Annotated in this window: 11 protein-coding genes and 2 pseudogenes; 7 read left to right on the top strand and 6 right to left on the bottom strand. The window is 55.4% G+C overall.

Annotated features, from left to right (window positions below):
• Positions 1-133: 133 nt before the first annotated feature.
• From REH51_RS01215 to REH51_RS01230, 4 genes and pseudogenes are all read left to right on the top strand, one after another.
• Positions 134-2084: pseudogene (locus REH51_RS01215) on the top strand (type VI secretion system Vgr family protein); the annotation flags it as partial.
• Positions 2085-2222: 138 nt separating this feature from the next.
• A pseudogene (locus tag REH51_RS01220) lies at positions 2223-3002 on the top strand (DUF6531 domain-containing protein); the annotation flags it as partial.
• Positions 2957-6031, top strand: a complete 3075-nt coding sequence (locus tag REH51_RS01225; RefSeq protein ID WP_498936666.1) for an RHS repeat-associated core domain-containing protein — start codon at positions 2957-2959, stop codon at positions 6029-6031. The pseudogene REH51_RS01220 and the gene REH51_RS01225, both read left to right, overlap by 46 nt.
• Positions 6028-6240 carry a hypothetical protein gene (locus tag REH51_RS01230; protein WP_009722102.1) on the top strand — a complete coding sequence of 71 codons (213 nt, stop codon included), beginning with the start codon at positions 6028-6030 and terminating at the stop codon, positions 6238-6240. Before REH51_RS01225 ends, REH51_RS01230 begins: the two co-directional genes overlap by 4 nt.
• Before the next feature lie 406 nt (positions 6241-6646).
• On the opposite strand, the gene REH51_RS01235 is transcribed toward REH51_RS01230, so the two are convergent.
• Positions 6647-8545 carry a monovalent cation:proton antiporter-2 (CPA2) family protein gene (locus tag REH51_RS01235; RefSeq protein ID WP_009722100.1) on the bottom strand — a complete coding sequence of 633 codons (1899 nt, stop codon included), beginning with the start codon at positions 8543-8545 and terminating at the stop codon, positions 6647-6649.
• Positions 8546-8663: 118 nt separating this feature from the next.
• Between REH51_RS01235 and REH51_RS01240 the strand changes: the two genes are divergently transcribed.
• From REH51_RS01240 to REH51_RS01250, 3 genes are read left to right on the top strand one after another with little or no spacing between them, the layout of a single operon-like run.
• Positions 8664-8957 carry a Trp family transcriptional regulator gene (locus REH51_RS01240; RefSeq protein ID WP_009722099.1) on the top strand — a complete coding sequence of 98 codons (294 nt, stop codon included), beginning with the start codon at positions 8664-8666 and terminating at the stop codon, positions 8955-8957.
• Between the two features lie 2 nt (positions 8958-8959).
• Positions 8960-10384 (top strand): anthranilate synthase component I family protein, encoded by a 1425-nt coding sequence (locus REH51_RS01245; RefSeq protein WP_498936667.1) that lies wholly within the window; start codon positions 8960-8962, stop codon positions 10382-10384.
• Entirely contained in the window at positions 10381-11040 is a 660-nt protein-coding gene (locus REH51_RS01250) for an anthranilate synthase component II (RefSeq protein ID WP_009722097.1), read from the top strand. The genes REH51_RS01245 and REH51_RS01250 overlap by 4 nt, the downstream gene beginning before the upstream one ends.
• 69 nt (positions 11041-11109) lie before the next feature.
• On the opposite strand, the gene rluF is transcribed toward REH51_RS01250, so the two are convergent.
• The 5 genes from rluF to relA all read right to left on the bottom strand — a co-directional run bounded on the left by rluF (position 11110) and on the right by relA (position 18640).
• Entirely contained in the window at positions 11110-12150 is a 1041-nt protein-coding gene (gene rluF / locus REH51_RS01255) for a 23S rRNA pseudouridine(2604) synthase RluF (protein WP_009722096.1), read from the bottom strand.
• A gap of 68 nt (positions 12151-12218) precedes the next feature.
• Positions 12219-12764 carry a DUF924 family protein gene (locus REH51_RS01260; protein ID WP_009722095.1) on the bottom strand — a complete coding sequence of 182 codons (546 nt, stop codon included), beginning with the start codon at positions 12762-12764 and terminating at the stop codon, positions 12219-12221.
• Between the two features lie 64 nt (positions 12765-12828).
• Entirely contained in the window at positions 12829-15477 is a 2649-nt protein-coding gene (ppc, locus tag REH51_RS01265; protein WP_009722094.1) for a phosphoenolpyruvate carboxylase, read from the bottom strand.
• A gap of 47 nt (positions 15478-15524) precedes the next feature.
• On the bottom strand, positions 15525-16364 hold the full coding sequence (gene mazG, locus REH51_RS01270) for a nucleoside triphosphate pyrophosphohydrolase (protein ID WP_009722093.1): 840 nt from the start codon (positions 16362-16364) through the stop codon (positions 15525-15527).
• On the bottom strand, positions 16364-18640 hold the full coding sequence (gene relA / locus REH51_RS01275; protein ID WP_009722092.1) for a GTP diphosphokinase: 2277 nt from the start codon (positions 18638-18640) through the stop codon (positions 16364-16366). Before relA ends, mazG begins: the two co-directional genes overlap by 1 nt.
• Between the last annotated feature and the right edge of the window lie 10 nt (positions 18641-18650).

Here is an 18650-nt window from a genome sequence, read left to right on the forward strand (position 1 = left end):
CTACACCTTGTAAGCCATTGCCTACAAGACCGTAAACGATTGTTTAAAAGCACCTTTAGCGATTGCAGTTTGTGCTTAACACGCTACTTTGGACGATTCTGACTTTTTCAGTAATGATCCAAGGAGCGGCACGATGGCACAGGGAACGGGCCTACAATTCACCCTCTCGCTACCCGGAGCGAGGGACACGGCGGTGGTGCGTTTTATCCACCGCGAGGCGCTGTCAGAGCCGTTTGTGCTCTCGGTGGAATTTGCCAGCCGTACCCATGACCTGTCGCCCTCTGATTGTTTGGATCAGAATGCCACGCTGACGATCTGGCAGGATGGCGAGCCGCTGCGCCGCGTGCATGGCATCGTCAGTGAGTTTCATCGCGGTGATCGCGGTCACCGCCGCAGCTTTTATCGTGTCGAGATTCGCCCCGCCCTGTGGCGGCTGTCGCTGCGTCACAACTCGCGTATCTTTCAAGACATCGCGCCGTTTGATGCCATCACCACCCTGGCCAACGAGCGTGGGCTTACCGATATGGGCGTGTCTGCCTTCCGTGAGCCCGCCGAGCGTGAGTTTCTGGTTCAGTACCGCGAGACCGATCTGGCCTTTATTGAGCGCTTAGCTGCCGAAGAGGGTTATTTCTACTTTCACGAGTTTGAGAATGCGGATGGCGGTCAACACCGTTTGGTATTTGCCGATGCCGCCGTGATTCTGCCCAACGTCGGCGAGCGCACCTACCACGGCCGTGCGGGCGGTACACCGCCCCAGCGCCACCTGCGCAAGCTGCGTCAGGTCAGCCGTGTGCGCCCTGCCTCGGTCACGCTCAAGGATTACAGCTTTAAGAACCCCGCCTATGCACAGCGCCACCAGCATGAGGCTCGCGACCTGGAAGCACATGCCCAGCGGGAGGATTACGAACACTTCGATTACCCAGGGCGCTATAAAAAAGACGCCTCCGGCAAGCCGTTTACCCGCCACCGCCTGGAAGCGCTGCGCGCTGATGCTACCACCGCCGAGGCGGAGAGTGACTTACCTGAACTGGCCCCCGGCCTGTGCTTTACCCTCACCGAGCACGACACGGAAAGCTTGAACCAGGAATGGCAAGTGGTCTCGGTGGTGCACTACGGGGAACAGCCCCAGGCCCTGGAAGAAGATGCCGCAGGGGGTGACGGCATGACCCGCTACCACAACGAGGTGGTAATCATGCCGCGGGATCAACCCTTTCGCCCGACGCCCGCCCCCAAGCCCCGAGTCGATGGCCCTCAGGTGGCGTTCGTGGTCGGGCCAGAGGGCGAAGAGATCTACTGCGACGAACATGGCCGCGTTAAAGTGCAATTTCCCTGGGACCGCTACGCCGAACCCAACGAGACCGCCAGTTGCTGGGTACGGGTTGCCCAAGGCTGGGCAGGCGGCGGCTATGGCAGCATGGCAATACCGCGGATCGGCCATGAGGTTATTGTCTCGTTTTTAGAAGGCGACCCGGATCAACCACTGGTTACTGGCCGCACCTACCACGCGTGAACCGGCCCCGTACCCGCTGCCGGAACATAAGACCCGCACGGTATTGCGCACCCAGAGCCACCAAGGCAGTGGCTTTAACGAACTGCGCTTTGACGACAAAACCGATCAAGAGCAGATCTGGCTCCACGCCCAAAAAGACCTGGAATTGCTGACCCTCAACGACCGCACCGAAGAAATCCGCCGACATAGCCACCTCACCGTTCACCACGACCGCCTCAGCGAGATCCACCACGATGATCACCTGACGGTACACGGCAAACGCCACGCCCTGATCAAAGGCGATGATCACCTCCAGGTCGATGACACCCGCCATGAACACTACGGCGAGGCGCAGTTGGTCGAGGCAGGCCGTGAACTGCACCACAAAGCGGGCAGCCAGATCGTGTTGGATGCGGGCAATGAAATTACCCTTAACGCGGGCGGCAGCTTTATCAAGCTGGACAGCGGCGGCGTGACCATCGTCGGCGCCATGGTCAAGATCAACTCCGGCGGCAGCCCCGGTCGTGGCCGCGGCCACGCCATTGTGCTGCCGCGGTTACCGGGTGAAGCCGCCTCGGAAGCCAGTGAGTACGTCACCCTAGAACCGCACCAAACCCCGCTGCTGGTCAGCGATATTATCGCCGCCACGCCGCTCGCGATGGAGGATATCGACATCGCCGATGGTCTGGCCGACCAGTGCAGCGCCTGCGAGCCTGCGGTGGGCAGCCCGGTCAACCCGCTGCTCGGCGCCAAGCTGCTGCCCGCCGAGACCGATTTTGCGCTACCGGCGCCACGGCCCTGGGTGTTTAGCCGCGGCTACCTCTCCAGCAATGCGCACATCGGCGCGCTTGGCCAAGGCTGGTCGTTGCCTGGGGAGAGTCTGTCGATCACCCTCAACGCGGATGCTTGTATTATCCACGACGCACAGGGGCGCGAGATTACCTTTGGCTCACTGGCCCCCGGTCAGGCGCGCCACTCGCCCACCGAGCAGCTATGGATACGCCGTGGGGGTGCCTCAGTCGATGAAGAGAGCAACGCGTCTCGCTGGCAAGCGTTAGACGAAACGCTGCGAAGTGATCCTGAGCATATTGTGCTCAGCGATGCCAGCGGCCTCTATTATGTGTTTGCACCTTCCACCGTAGAGCAGGAGGAAACAACCGACACCGACACCGCCCGCTGGCCGCTGATTGAAGAGCGCGACCGCAACGGCTATACCACCCAGTACCACTGGGAAGCAGACCTGCTGGTACGGGTGATCGACAGTGCCCAGCGTCACTATCAGTTGGTCTATGACCGTGTCCTTCCCGCCCAGCCTGATGACGCTGGGCTGCGCTTAACCGGCGTCAAGCTGATCCAGGACCACGACGGCAGCGCCCAGGACGACTGGTTAGTCCGTTACTCGTTTAACTCCGTCGGTGACTTGATCGCCGTGCGCCACCGCCACGGTGAGGTGATGCGCGAGTTCGAGTGGGACACCCATATGTTGACGGCTCATCGCGTCCCCGGGGGATAGAAGCCCACTACACCTGGGATCGTCATGCCCCGGATGGCCGCGTGATCGGTCAACAGGAAGCCGGCGGCCTGGCGCGGTCGTACCGCTACGAGGTGGATCACACCCTGGTCACCGACAGCCTGGGCCGCGAAGAGCGCTTCCACTTTGTGGGCAGCGGCCCCGGCAAACGCTGGACAGCCCACACCCGCGCCGACGGCTCACGCATCGAGTTCCGCTACGACCGTGCCGGGCGTAAGGTGGCCACGATTGATTCGCTAGGGCGTGAGACGCTGATCGAGCGCGACGACCACGGCCAGGTGGTCGGCCAGACCACCCCGGATGGCAGCCGCTGGACCATCGAACGGGATGCCCTGGGACAGCCGATGCGCCTCGACGGCCCCGACGATCAGCGCTGGCAGATCAAACGCAATGACCGTGGTCATCCTATCTCTGTCACTGGGCCAGAAGGCACCACCGCCTTCGCCTATGAGAACGCGTCACTTCCTGACCGGCCCACCACGCTGACGGATGCGGTTGGGGCCACCCACCAGCGCGAGTACAACGCCCTGGGCCAAATCACCGCCCAGACCGACTGCTCCCAGCAACGTACCACCGTCACCTACGACCGCCACGGCTATCTGGCCAGTGTCACCAACGCCCTGAACGAGACGACTCGCACCCAGCACGACGAACGCGGCCAGCGAGTCGCCACCCAACTCCCCGACGGACATTACTGGCACCACCATGTGGACCCTCAAGGGCGGCTGGTCGAGTTGGAAGGGCCCCACGGGTTCCGGCAACAGATCTTCTATGATGACCACGGCCGTCCGGTGCAGCGCATCGAGGCCGACGGCAGTCAGCAGCACACCGCCTACGATGACGCTGGGCGACTCAGTGAACTCACTCTGGGCAACGGCGCGGTGTACCGCTTTACCTATGACACCATGGACCGTCTCGCCAGCGAGACCGGCCCCGATGGCCGGGAACAGCAGTACCGCTACGACGACGCCGGGCAACTGATCGAGCGAGTGGAAGCCAACCGCCCCGGCCCTGACGGCCAGCCACTAGTGACGCGGTACGACTACGATAACGCCGGGCGTCTTATCACCCGCCACTTGCCCGCCACCGAGCACGCCCCCGCCAGCAGTGAACACTACCACTGGGGCACCCATGGGCAACTGGACAGCGTCACCAACGACCACAGCGAAGTCACGTTCCGCTACGACCACGCCCAACGGATGATCGGCGAACAGCAACGCCATGCCAGCCTCGAAGGCGCCACCAACGAACACACGGCGTGGAGCTGGCAACACCAGCACACACTCACTGCTACCGGCGCGCCCCAGGCCAGCCAGTTCGGCGAGTTACCGGCCCTTAACTGGCACACCTACGGCAGCGGCCACCTGCACGGTCTCAGCGCCCCCGACCTCCACCTGGAGATCGCCCTCGAACCCGATGCCCTGCACCGCGAGACCCAGCGCCGCCTGAGCCTCAGTACCGGCGTTAGTACCGGCGATCACACCCAGCCGCTGATCTTAGAGCGTGGCTATACCGCCACGGGCCAGGTGGATCACCTCGCATTGCGCAGCCCCCACAGCGCCGGTGAGCAACACTACCAATACGACGCCCTGGGCAGAATGACCTTCCGCACCCAGCAGCATTCACAAGGGCAAGGCCAAACCAGCCCGACCATTGCGTATAACTACGACAAGGCCGGGCGCTTAATCGGCAGCCAGCACGGCCACGATGCCCACCGCTACCCGGTGGATGCCGCCGGTAACCGCAGTGCCGCGAGCAGCTCCACACCTAATGCCACCAACCAGCTCGCCCAGCTTAACGGCACCCGCTACCGCTACGACGGCGCAGGCAATCTGATCCATCGCGAACACCCCGACGGCGAGCGCCTCACCTTGGGTTACGACGGCGCCAACCGGCTGGTGCAACTGACCCACATCAGCAAACTGGGCTATACCCGCCACGCCAGCTACCGCTACGACGCCCTGGGCCGCCGCATCAACAAAACCGTGAGCCACACCGATGGCACCACCGCCACCACCCACTACGGCTGGGACGGCGACCGCATCGTACGGGAAGAGACCAACCACCAACGCACCACGGTGGTCTACGAACCGGGCAGTTTTGTTCCCATGCTACGCATTGATGAAACCCAAGACCCGCAAGGCAACCAAGACACGCAACTCAGCGCCTATATCACCGACGCCCTGGGCACCCCGCTGCAACTGCTCAGCCCCAACGGCCAGCCCCGCTGGCTCGCCGAGCCCGATGACTGGGCGGCCGTCACCAACCAACGCGCCGTGCGTGGCGTCACCCAACCGATCCGCTTCCAAGGCCAGTGGCACGACGAAGAGAGTGGCCTGTACTACAACCGACACCGCTACTACGACCCCGAGCAGGGGCGTTATATCAGCCAGGATCCGATTGGGTTAAGGGGCGGCACAAACTTGTATGGCTACGTCACCAATCCGACAGGCATGGTGGATCCGTTGGGGTTGTTTGGGGCTGGGTTTAATAGCGTAAGCGGCGCCTACGGTCCTCAGGCATTAGAAAAACACGGTGCGAATATACCACTGCCGTCACCAGAGCCTATGGGGCAAGTAATGACAGGAGGTGATTACCGTCCCGGTATAGGCGCACTCTTCCCCTCCAGCATGTCAGCCTTTGCTAAAGACCCACAAATGCGGGATGCGTTAGTCTTTCAGGGCGCTTCGAGAAATGATATTACGCTGCCAGCGGCAGGAGGAGCCTTAGGCATGCCCATGGCAGGCGCTGCCGCGCCGGGGGCCGCAAAAGTGGCAGCAGGAGCGAGCAGTGCTGTCGCCGCAAGTGCTAATCAGCTCAGCCTTAAGGCCGTCTGCAGTGTTGCGACCGTATCGCCAGGAGCGGCAACTGCCATTGCTAGTCCGGCTGTGCAAGGAGTTGCCTTAGACTTTATTGGAAGTGCTCTGCCTGGGCCTCCGACACCAAATAAATCTGGTGCTTTTGGCTATGTCTTTGGTCAAGAGTTTAGTCCAGAGGAGTGGGGGCGATGAAAAATAAAAAATGGAATGATATAGCTAATTTTTCCCTTGGAATTTTATTTATTACTTTGGGTGTGAGTGTGCTGGTAAGCGGAAAAATAAAAGGAATGACGTTAGGAGATGAGCGGGTAATCCCAGCTGCTGCAGTGCTAGCCGTCGGTGGATGGATTTTGATCTCTTATATACTCAAGTTTTTAAAAAAACATAGGCTAAAGAAGTAAGATGAGGACATAGTGCCAGGTCACAATCCGCCAGGGGGGCACTGTGCTGTATTCCTTGGCGGTTGCAGGGCAATCACAATCAGCGCTATTCACTATGACTCAATCACATCAAACTTAGGTACACCTACGGCAGCGGCCACCTGCACGGTCTCAGCGCCCCCGACCTCAACCTGGAGATCGCCCTCGAACCCGATGCCCTGCACCGCGAGACCCAGCGCCGCCTAAGCGAAGCGTAAACAGCGGCGATCACACCCAGCCACTGATCTTAGAGCGTGGCTACACCGCCACGGGCCAGTTGGATCACATCGCATTGCGCAGCCCCCACAGCGCCGGTGAGCAACACTACCTCAATAGATAGCGCCCTTAGCCATCTCAATATGCTAAGCGCCTCTCTGCCCCTGCCGTTTTAGCGGCTCCCTTCAGATGCCTGTTCAGGTGGCGTCCATACAGGCTCTTCTGTTTGATTTAGCTCATCCCAGCCGTGCTGCATGGACGTACTCAGCGCTTCTTCCAGTTTCATAAACAGTTCGCCATAACGCGGGCTAAAGTTAATACCTTCCTCAATTTCTTTCCAGGCTTCAAACAGCTCATCTTCATGGGCATTTTCGTGCTGCTCAAAAGAGTCGGTCATCTGCTTAGCACGCATGGGATGTACACCCATTGCCGTTAACGTATGTCCGCCCAGCTCTAGTGCAGAGTGATAAACCTCTCTGGTCACATCGTCAGCGCCCGCTTCGCGAAGCTGATATCCATGACCACGATCAAATGCACGCGCCAATACCCAAACGTTGGGATAGTAATGCTTTACGTGCTTCACCATATCAACAGCCCGCTCGCGATCATCAATCGCCACCACCATCACTCGCGCATGTGCAATACCCGCGGTTTCTAAAAGGTCTGAACGACTGGCATCGCCAAAGTAGCTCTTAATACGAATATGGCGAAGGAGTTCAATTTGCTTAATCTCGAGATCCAAGGCCACGATGGGAATATTATTTGCCCTTAGCAGACGGCAAACAACCTGCCCAAAACGACCAACACCGGCGATAATCACCGGCGCTTGTTCTTCGATCTTATCGGCATCGCGCATGTCGTTTTCAGCTGTTTGGTAGCGCGGCAACACTAAGCGGTCATAGGCAATAAACAACAGCGGCGTTACAAACATGGAAAACGCGACAACCAGCGAAAGTAATTGCGATACATCAACAGGAATAACGTTGCTCTGCACGCTGTAAGTTAACAGCACAAATCCAAATTCCCCTGCCTGGGCAAGGCTTAACGTGAACAGCCAGCCATTACTGCTTCGAACACGAAACAGTAATGCCAAACCAAACAAAACGATGCCTTTTACAAGAATAACGGCGATTACGAGGGCTACTACCGTTGACCACTGCTCGGCAAATACCTGAAAGTTTATCCCTGCCCCTACCGTGATAAAAAACAGGCCCAACAGGAGCCCCTTAAACGGCTCAATATTGGCTTCAATTTCATGTTTGAATTCGCTGTTAGCGAGTACGATACCGGCTAGAAACGCACCAAGCGCAGGGGATAAATTGACAATCCCCATCAACGCAGCAATGCCAATCACTAGCATTAATGCGGCAGCCGTAAACACTTCTCTCAAACCTGAAGAAACCACATAGCGAAACAGTATAGGGCCAAGGTAATGCCCACCAATAATCACGATACCGATAGCCCCAACCACCACCAGTCCGTGGAGCCATGCAGACATACCCTCGACAAGGCTAAGACTGCCATGTTCAGCATAATTGCCACCTTCTCCCATTAGCTCGGGCAGCGCCAATAGCGGAATCAACGCCAACATCAGAATCACCGCGATGTCCTGAAATAGCAGCACCGAAAATGCACTGCGCCCGCCTTCTGTTTTCGTGAGCCCTTTTTCGTTTAAGGTTTGCAGCACAATCGCCGTTGAGGAGAGCGCAAAAATCAAGCCTATGGCTAAAGATGTTTGCCAAACAAGCCCTAGCCACCAGGCAATAGCGGTACCTGCAGCGGCGGTTATCAGCACCTGTAAACCACCCATCCCTATCAATCTCACCCTCATGGCCCACAACCCTTTTGGGTCAAGCTCCATACCGACTAGAAACAGCATCATCACAACGCCGAACTCAGCAAAGTGCTGAATTGTTGTGGTCTCCTGGCCTACCAGTCCCAGCACAGGTCCAATCATTACCCCTGCGACCAGATAACCCAGCACCGAACCAAGTCCAAACCGCTTGGCAAGGGGAACGGCAATCACCGCTGCGATAAGGTAGATAAACGCTTGAATAAAGTAGCCAGTCATTGGGTTTCCTCAAATTGACACAAACGGCTTGACTTCGCTGAGCAATAAGATACCGTACTAGTACGCTAGTACAGCATTTTATTCACTTATTTTAGTGGCAATACGGTGGCCTCACTCTATGTCATTTTATGATGACCATCAGGCTGATTTAATACGCTATTTGCTTGCCATTGACTCGCCAGAGGCAATGAACGAGGCACTAGCCAGCCTGTTAACGCCCGCAGAGTACCAAGAAATCAGCAAGCGCCTACAGATTTTTAAGCTTTTGCGTGAAGGTGTCCCCCACCGCAAAATTGCCGAAACTCTGGGCGTTGGTATTGCCACGGTTTCCCGCGGCTCACGCGCCTTAACTGCATTACCCACTTCAACGTTACCCACTTCGATATCGTCACCCACTTCACGGACCGATTAATCATGACGACGACTACGCCTACTTCATCAGGTCCACAGCCTTTTACGCTGCCGCGCAAGCCTCACTACGTCACCCTGGCGGCGGACTGTGACTTTTTTGCACTGTTTCAAAAAATTGAACGCCAATTTGATACCTGCTACATGCTGGAATCACTGGGTGAAGATAGCCATATGGCACGCCACTCCATTATTGGCTTTGATCCGGAATACACGCTTTACGCCAATGGCAGCACGCTGACCATTGAAGATCGTGACGGTAATGCAAACCACTATCCAAGCGATAACCCTTATGAGCTGCTGCGCAGCTTGATCCCGCAGAATATTATTTCTCGTAAGTATGCGGGTGGGCTAAGCGGTTATCTTGGTTATGACGCTATGCAATACTTTGAGCCTTCGTTAACGTTGAAAGCTAGCGACGATTTCGACACGTTTCGGTTTGGTCTTTATAAAGACGGTTTGATTCTCGACAAAATGACCGGGGAAGTGACCTATTTTTATTACGACACCAGCCGGTACGAGTTTCTGCAAACCTTGATCGACGCTGATGATTTACCCCCTGGCTCGTTGCATATCACCTCGCAGGGCGACACCATGAGCCGCGAAGAGCACGCCGAAGCGGTAGCCAAGGTGAAGCAGGACATCATCGACGGTAAGGTTTTCCAGTGCGAAGTCGGCTTTAAAAAGCGCTTTAGTATTAAAGGCGATACGTTGGCGCTCTACGATCAGTTGCGCACCATTAACCCGTCGCCACAGATGTACTACGTGAAATTCGGTGAGCAAAAGCTGATTGGCGCAAGCCCGGAACTTCTGTTCAGGCTACGCCAGGGCGAGATGGAGACCTTCCCGCTGGCAGGCACCACCACTCGTGGCAAAACCCCTCAAGAAGACACGCAGTTAGCTCGTGCGCTACTCAACGATCCTAAAGAGATTGCCGAGCACAATATGATTGTGGATCTACACCGCAATGATATTGGTCGGGTGGCACAATTTGGCACGGTGAAAGTACGTAGCCTAATGGACATCAAGCGCTTTAGCCACGTGCAACATATCTCCAGTGAAATTGTCGGCATTATTGCCGAGGGCGAAGATATGTTTACCTCCCTCGCCAGCAACTTCCCTGCGGGCACGCTGACGGGTGCGCCAAAAATCGAAGCAATGAAAATCATTGATGATTTAGAAATTGACGGTCGTGGCCCTTACGGCGGCGCGGTTGGACAGTTCTCTTTTAACGGCGACTGCACCTTTGCGATTCCCATTCGTACGGTCTTTGTAAATGGTGAAAGCGCTTACGTGCAAACTTGTGGCGGCAACGTGTTTGATAGCAACGCCGAGGATGAATACGAAGAAATTCGCCGCAAATTTGCTGGCACCCGTAAAGCCCTTGCCCCTTTTATGAGCGCGGATATGGACATGGAGAGCCAAGCATGAAGGTGCTAATTATCGACAACTACGACTCCTTCACCTATAACCTGTATCAATTTATTGGTGAGATCTTGACCACGGAGAAGAACCGCGGCGAGTTGCCCCATTTCGAGATTATTGTTAAGCGCAATAACCAAATCGATTTCAAAGCGATCGAAGCCATGGCGCCTGATCGCATTATAATCTCTCCTGGCCCTGGCTCGCCGGATGATCCGCGCTATTTCGGCGTATGTGCCGAAGTCATCGAGAAGTTAGGCAAAACCACGCCACTATTGGGCGTGTGCCTTGGCATGCAGGGCATTGTGCACGTCTTTGGCGGTAAGGTAGTGAAAGCACCACTGCCGATGCACGGCAAAATTAGTCCGATCAACCACAACAATCGCTCGGTATTTAATGGCGTACCCGACCAGCTTGAGGTGATGCGCTATCACTCATTGATTGCAGACGCTCTCACCCTGCCCGACTGCTTGGAAGTGACCGCAACAGTAGGCGCACTAGATGCTGACAAGTTTGAGCAACGCAGCCACTGGCAAACAGTAGATGAGTTTGAACTGATGGGCGTAAAGCACCGTGATTACCCCATTCACGGCATTCAGTTTCACCCCGAATCGTTTGCTACTGAAGGTGGCAAAGAACTGATTGCTAACTTCTTATTTGCCTGATCCATCAGCTTGTAGGTATGCAATAGTTTCGGCTCTAAAGGCGGGCGCTCCTGGTGCCCGCCTTTCTATCTAACGTTTCCCTTTCGCACGACCAACACGGCCTTTACCAACTGGCTTAGCCCCAGCTTTGCCTTTTGCGCTAGGCTTACCCGCGCCAGCAGCTTTGGCCTTGGGGTGTGGGTGTGGTTTACCCGACGCTCTGGCCTTTGGGCCAGTACGCACTTTACCGCTGGCGGCTTTTTTACCCTTGGATGGCGGTTTGCTCCCAACCGCTTTAGCACCCGGCTTAGCCGGTTTCTGGCGCCCCTTCGCAGCTGTTTTTTTAGGTTTGTTAGCGCCTGCCCCCGAACTGTAATCAGGCCGTGCGGACTGGCTCTTGTCAGGCACTGCCTCTGAGCGTTCCGTCAGCGCGACAATGGTATCTATCTCTTTAGGGGTTAAATCCCGCCAGTCACCCAGGGCCAACCCTTGCAGGGAAACATTCATTATTCGTGTGCGAACAAGCTGAGTGACCTCGTAGCCAAAGTACTCGCACATACGGCGAATCTGGCGGTTCAGCCCTTGCACCAGCGTAATAGTGAACACAAACGTCGACGCTTTGGTCACTTTACACTTTTTAGTCACCTGCCCCAGGATCGGCACACCCTTTTGCATGCCTGCAACAAACTCATCGGTAATCGGCTTATTGACCGTTACCACATACTCTTTTTCGTGATTATTATTGGCGCGCAGGATTTTATTAACCAAGTCGCCGTTATTGGTCAGAAAGATAAGTCCTTGTGAGTCTTTATCCAGCCGCCCGATAGGAAAGATGCGCGTGCCGTGTTTCACGAATTCAACAATATTGTCTTTTTCGCTGGACTCGGTAGTACTGACAATCCCCACCGGCTTATTTAGCGCAATAAGTACTAAATCCTCTTCTTCCTGAGGCTCAATGTCCTGACCGTTGACCTTAACCCGATCACCCGGCACCACTTGGTCGCCTGTCGTTGCCCGACGCCCATTAATCCAAACGTTGCCTTGTTCAACATAGCGGTCAGCCTCTCGGCGAGAACACAAACCGCTTTCGCTGATGTATTTATTGATGCGGGTAGATTTTCGTAACGACATAAAACGCCATAGGCAAAAGTGTGGTGAAGTAATTAAGCAAAATTCAAAAGCTAACGTTAAAGATCCAACTAGAAGCCGGACCCAGGCTGTTTAAGAAACTCGCTCTCTGCTGGCGTAGATACTCGGCCCAACACTTCGTTTCGGTGGGGATAACGACCAAAGCGGTCAATGATCGCTTTGTGACGAATCTCGAAATCCAAGTTGTTCTCTAACCCAGGCTGATCAAACAGCTGCATTGCCACCTTATGAATAGCGGCAGACTCACTGTGCATATAAGGCATGTATAAAAAACTACGCTCGACGGGAGCCAGTTCGTTATCGACCGCTAATGCAACAGCTTCCTGTGCAAGCGCTAAGGCTAACGCATCACTGGCGAAGGCTTGCGGGTGGTCACGGTAGATATTTCGAGAAAACTGATCCAGCACAATAATTTCAGCCAGCCGCCCTCGAGCAGTACTGCGCCACTCATAACATTCACAGGCAGCTGCTTTGCTCAGCAGAGGGCCAAACCGCTGAGTAATCTGCTGATCCATCGACGTGTCTTTTTTAAACCACTGCGCTGGTGTCAATTCATTAAACCAAAACGATAGTACTGACTGAGCATCCTTTATCATCGCGCCCCCATTCCTAGTAAGGTGATGACGACGCCGTCACACGTAGTGACGGCGCACGCTTTTCTTAGCCCGTATTGCGTAAACCTGCTGCAATACCGGCCATGGTCACCATAAGCGCACGGGAGAGATCTGCGCTAATGGCGCCATCGGCATCCCGATTACGCTGTAGAAGTTCCGCTTGCAAGCCATGAAGCGGGTCGATGTAGGGGTTACGCACATCAATCGCTTGGCGAATCAGCGGTGTGTTTTCAAGCAGCTTCTCTTGCTGAAGGATATCCAACACGACGTTTTCAAGCCGTTCAAAACGCTCACGTAGCTTCTGACCCAGCGCTTTCAGTGAAGGCTCATCGACTAGGCGGTGCTCATAGTAAGCTGCAATCGCTACGTCCGCTTTGGCCAACAGCATCTCTAACATATCGAGATAGGTGCCAAAGAAAGGCCACTGACTGCGCATTTCTTGCAGCACTTCCCGGCCACCTGGCTGCTCTAGGCGTCGCGAGAACGCCTCACCACTGCCCAACCAAGCAGGTAGCATCAAGCGAATCTGCGTCCAGGCAAAAATCCACGGAATCGCTCGTAAGGTTTCCACGCCACCATCCTGGCGACGCTTGGTTGGCCGAGAGCCGAGCGGCAGCCTACCCAATGCGCCTTCCGGCGTGACAGCACGGAAATACGGGACAAAATCGGGGTCTTCCCGCACTACGCCAACATAGGCTGCATGGGCTACTTTCGCTAGCTGGTCCATCTCTTCACGCCACTGAGGCTCAGGTGCGGGCGGTGGCAATAGCGTCGCTTCCATGACCGCACAAGCGTAAATTTCCATAGAGCGCAGTGCGATATCTGGCTGACCAAACTTAAAGCGAATCATCTCGCCTTGCTCTGTCACTCGTAGGCTGCCATTCACCGAACCCGGCGGCTGGGAAAGAATCGCCGCATGCGCAGGGCCGCCACCACGACCAACCGTGCCACCTCGGCCATGGAAAAGCGTTAAATCTACGCCATGTTTGTCACATACATCGACTAACGACTCTTGGGCACGGTACTGTGCCCAGGCAGCAGCAAGCTGCCCGGCGTCTTTAGCCGAGTCTGAATAGCCAATCATGACTTCTTGACGGTCTTTCGCCAGAGCGCGGTAACCCGGTAGCGCCAGCAATTGATCGATAACATCGCCCGCATGGTCAAGGTCGTTCAGGGTTTCAAACAGCGGTGCGATGGGCAGCGTGACTTGGCCCCCAACTTCTTTCATCAACAGCGCAACGGTTAATACGTCCGAAGGCTCGGCAGCCATGGAGATAATATAAGTACCCAACGCTTCAGCATGCTCTTGAGCAATCACTTTGAAGGTATCGAGCACTTCGCGGGATTCTGCCGAACACTCCCAACGGCGTGGGATTAGCGGCCGCCTTGATTCTAGCTCAGCGAGCAGGAACTCTTGGCGCTGAGCTTCGTTCCAGTCCTGATAGTGCCCCAAGCCCAGTGCACTGGTGAGTTCTTCCATTACCTGGGCATGGCGACTGGCCTCCTGGCGCAGGTCAAGCTTGGTCAGCGTGACACCGAACACCGCTACGCGACGCAAGGTGTCAAGCAGCGCACCGTTGGCGATGGTATCCAGCCCGACATCACACAGTGAGCGGTAGCATGCCAGTAGCGGCGCGTAGAGTTGGTCGCGGGTTTCAATAATTGGTCCGCCGTCATAGTTACGGCCATCCAGCTCTGCTTTTGCCCAGTCGCGTGTGGCTTCCATTTTATTCAGCAGACGCTTGAGCAGCTCACGGTAAGGCTCGGCAACTTCTCCTACCTCTGCCTTCAAAGCGCTGTTAGCTTTCCACATTGAAAGCTCGGTTTTCAGCTGTTCAAGGTCGCGTAAATAGAGATCGGCGGCCATCCATCGGCCCAATAAGAGCACCTCTCGCGTCACCCGAGCGGTGACATTTGGATTGCCATCTCGGTCACCGCCCATCCAGGAAGCGTAGCGAATAGGCGCGGCATCTAGCGGCAAACGCTCTCCGGCAGTATCGAGTAATAAATTATCCAAATCGCGATGGAAGTCTGGCACTGCCTGCCATAAGGAGTTTTCGATAACCGCGAAGCCCCATTTGGCTTCATCAACGGGGGTTGGCCGTTCATGACGAATCTCATCGGTATGCCACGCCTGACTGATCAACTCTTCCAAGCGCCCCTGGGCGCGAGTGCCACGCTCTGGATAGTCTTCAGAGCTTTCAATCGCGGTCAGGCATTCGTCGATAGCATCGTATTTTTGAATCAACGTGCGGCGGATAACTTCTGTAGGGTGGGCAGTCAGCACTAGCTCAACGCGCATACTAGCTAGGGTTTCTACTAATTTACGGGGTGAATTACCTGCCTGCTGTGCACGGCTTAGCAGTTCACCAAGCACTGGTTGGGAGCCTGGCTTGTAGTCTTCCACCCGGCGAAAGCGCGCCCGATAGTGCTGTTCAGCAATATTGGCAAGGTTTAAAAACTGGTTAAATGCGCGAGTAACTGGCAGTAGGTCGCGTTCGGGCAACTGGCGTAGATACTCAATGAGCTCTCGCTGCTGCAATGAATCGCCCTGGCGTCCCCGCTTGGCATGGGCACGAATCGTTTCAATTTTATCAACAAATGACTGGCCTAAATCATCAGCAATCGTACGGCCCAGGCTATCACCGAGAATACGCACGTTATCACGTAGCGATTCGTGTAGGTCGTGACTCATTGGCATGGCCTCCTTGCGGGGTCGCATTAGTTGTTAAAAATCAGTCATTAAGGGGTAAGCATCTTTTCTTGTGCTTTAGCGGCTTGCCAGTGGGCTTCCATCTCGTCAAGCGAGGCGTCGGTTAGCGGACGCGCATCGGCGGCAAGCTCGCGTTCTACATAGCGAAAGCGGCGCTCAAATTTGGTATTTGTGGTACGCAAGCATTGTTCGGGGTCAGCACCCAAGGTGCGAGCTAAATTAGTCACTGCAAACAACAGGTCGCCGACTTCTTCTTGAGCGTGCTGCTGGTTGCCCTCGGCTAGGGCTTCTTCAACTTCAGCCAGCTCTTCACGGATTTTGTCCAACACGCCGCGAGCATCTGGCCAGTCGAACCCGACCCTGGCGGCGCGCTTAGAGAGTTTAGCGGCACGACTAAGCGCAGGCAGCGTACGTGGAACATCGTCAAGTACAGAGGGCGTGTTTTGCTGTGCACGCTCGGCACGCTCATCGGCTTTGAGCGCTTCCCAGCGCGAATTGACTTGCTGGGTTTGTACGTCCTCCGCACTTACTCCAGGTGGGCGCCGTGACACTAGCGTGCCATCAGGAAATACATGCGGATGACGTCGCAACATTTTCGCAGTCAATGTGTCGACGATATCGTGAAAGTCGAAGCGCTGCTCCTCGGCACCAAACTGGGCGTAGTACACCACTTGGAACAGCAGGTCACCCAGCTCGCTCGGCAATTCATCAAAAGCGCGTCGCTCAATAGCGTCAGCAACTTCGTAAGCCTCTTCCAGCGTATGGGGCACGATGCTGTCCCAATCTTGCTTAATATCCCAAGGGCAGCCCTGTTCCGCATTGCGAAGTACCGACATCAACGTCAGCAGATCATCTACGCTATAACGCATCAGGCACCTCCTTTACGGGCGTTTTTCTCCGGGTCGGCATTACGCAAGCGGCGCACTTCGGTGACGTTGGGCAATTGCTGAATACGGGAAAACAAACGGCCTAACGATTCAAGGCCGTCGACTTCCAGCGTGATACGCAGTCGCGCAATCCCCTCGTCAGTATCCGTCAGCGTGTTCACTGCTAATACATTGACCTTCTCGTTGCCTAATAGTCCGGTCACGTCGCGCAGCAGCCCAGAGCGATCCCACGCTTGAATTTCAATGGTAACGGGGTAGCGGGTGTGGGCGCGTTCGCCCCACTCTACTTCGATAATGCGTTGGGGCTCTTCCATACGCAATTGAAGGATGTTGCTACAGTCCTGGCGATGGACGGTGACACCGCGACCTTGGGTAATAAAACCGACAATCGGCTCACCTGGCACTGGCCGACAGCAGTTAGCCATGCTGGTTTTTAAGTTACCAACACCCAGCACGGTGATATCGCTTTTCGTTGCTTTGCTTGGCTGACGACGGGGCTTCGCCAGCAGCCGGTCCAACTGCTCTTGATCATCTGTTTCACCAAACAGCTGCTGGGCTTGATGAAGCACTTGACCAATGCGCAGATCGCCCGCGCCAAGAGCCGCATACATATCGTCGGCGTTTTGGTAGTTAACAGCACCGGCTAGCTTAGCAAGATCAAGCCCTTCAACATCCAAGCGACGCATCTCACGCTCGAACAGCGCCCGCCCTTCATCTAGGTTCTGGTCTCGAGCTTGGTACTTAAACCACGCCTGAATTTTGGCCCGCGCGCGCGAGGTGCGCACATAGCCCAAACTGGGGTTTAACCAGTCGCGGCTGGGGCCGCCTTTAGTGGCCGTTAAAATTTCGACTTGCTGGCCGGTTTTTAACTTGTAGGTAAGCGGTACTATCCGACCATTAATCTTGGCCCCACGGCAGCGGTGACCAATTTCAGTATGCACGCGGTAAGCGAAGTCGATAGGTGTGGCGATACGCGGCAGGTCAATGACATGACCATCGGGAGTGAACACATAGATGCGATCTGGGGCAACGTCGCTGGAAAGCCCTTCACGCAGATCGCCAAAGCCACCTACTTCATCTTGCCACTCAAGCACTTGGCGCAGCCAGGCAATTTTTTCTTCATAGCTGCGGCTTTTAGCATTGGTATCATGCCCTTTATACCGCCAGTGTGCACACACACCTAACTCTGCTTCGTCGTGCATAGCAAAGGTGCGAATCTGGATTTCCAGCACCTTATTTTCTGGCCCCATCACGGCGGTGTGTAGTGACTGGTAACCGTTTTTCTTCGGGTTGGCGATATAGTCATCAAACTCGTTGGGTACATGATGCCAACGGGAGTGAACAATCCCGAGTACCGTGTAGCAGTCGGCCACATCAGGTACCAAAATGCGCACTGCACGCACGTCGTGTACCTGGGAAAAATCAATCCGTTTGCGCTTCATTTTGCGCCAAATCGAGTAAATGTGCTTGGCTCGCCCGTCTACGTCGTAATGGTGAATATTCTGGGCTTCCATCAAGCTCTTGATGGTTTCCACCACGTCATGAATGTAGCGATCACGATGTAAGCGCTTTTCAGCCAGCAGCTTAGCAATCGCTTTGTACTCTTCTTCATGCAGATAGCGAAACGACAGGTCTTCAAGTTCCCACTTGATTTGACCTATCCCTAGCCGATGAGCAAGCGGCGCATAAATATCGGCAACTTCACGTGCTACTTGTAGGCACTTTTCACGGGGCGCGTCTTTTACTTGGCGCAAGGCGCAGGTACGTTCAGCAATTTTGATCAGTGCAACGCGAACATCCCCGACCATGTTCACCAGCATTTTGCGTAGGTTTTCCTGCTGGTTATGCTGACCCATACCATGGTTGGGCGCTAGTGGATAGCTAATGGCCGCCATTTGCAAAACGCCATCAATCAACTTAGCGACTTCTTCGCCAAAACGTTTGGTAACGGCGTCTATACTCATCAGCCCTTCACGAACCGCGCGATATAGCACGGCAGCCTCAAGGGTTGGCTGATCAAGCTTGAGCTCGGCCAGTATGTCGGCCATTTCCAGCCCCATTCGAAAACTTGAACCTGGCGAGAGCCACACACGGTGGGTTTGCGGTGCCTCTCGCTCCAACTGTTCAGCAAGTTCACATGCTTGCAACAGTCGTTCGGGTTCCCGTAGGCGCACATCCTCTTGAAGGCGCGCTAACCACTGCTGTATGTCCACCTTTCCGCTTTCGGTAAGCGGCTGGTCTTCACGCACTTTCACCATGACAATGATT

This window comes from Halomonas bluephagenesis (assembly GCF_054790765.1).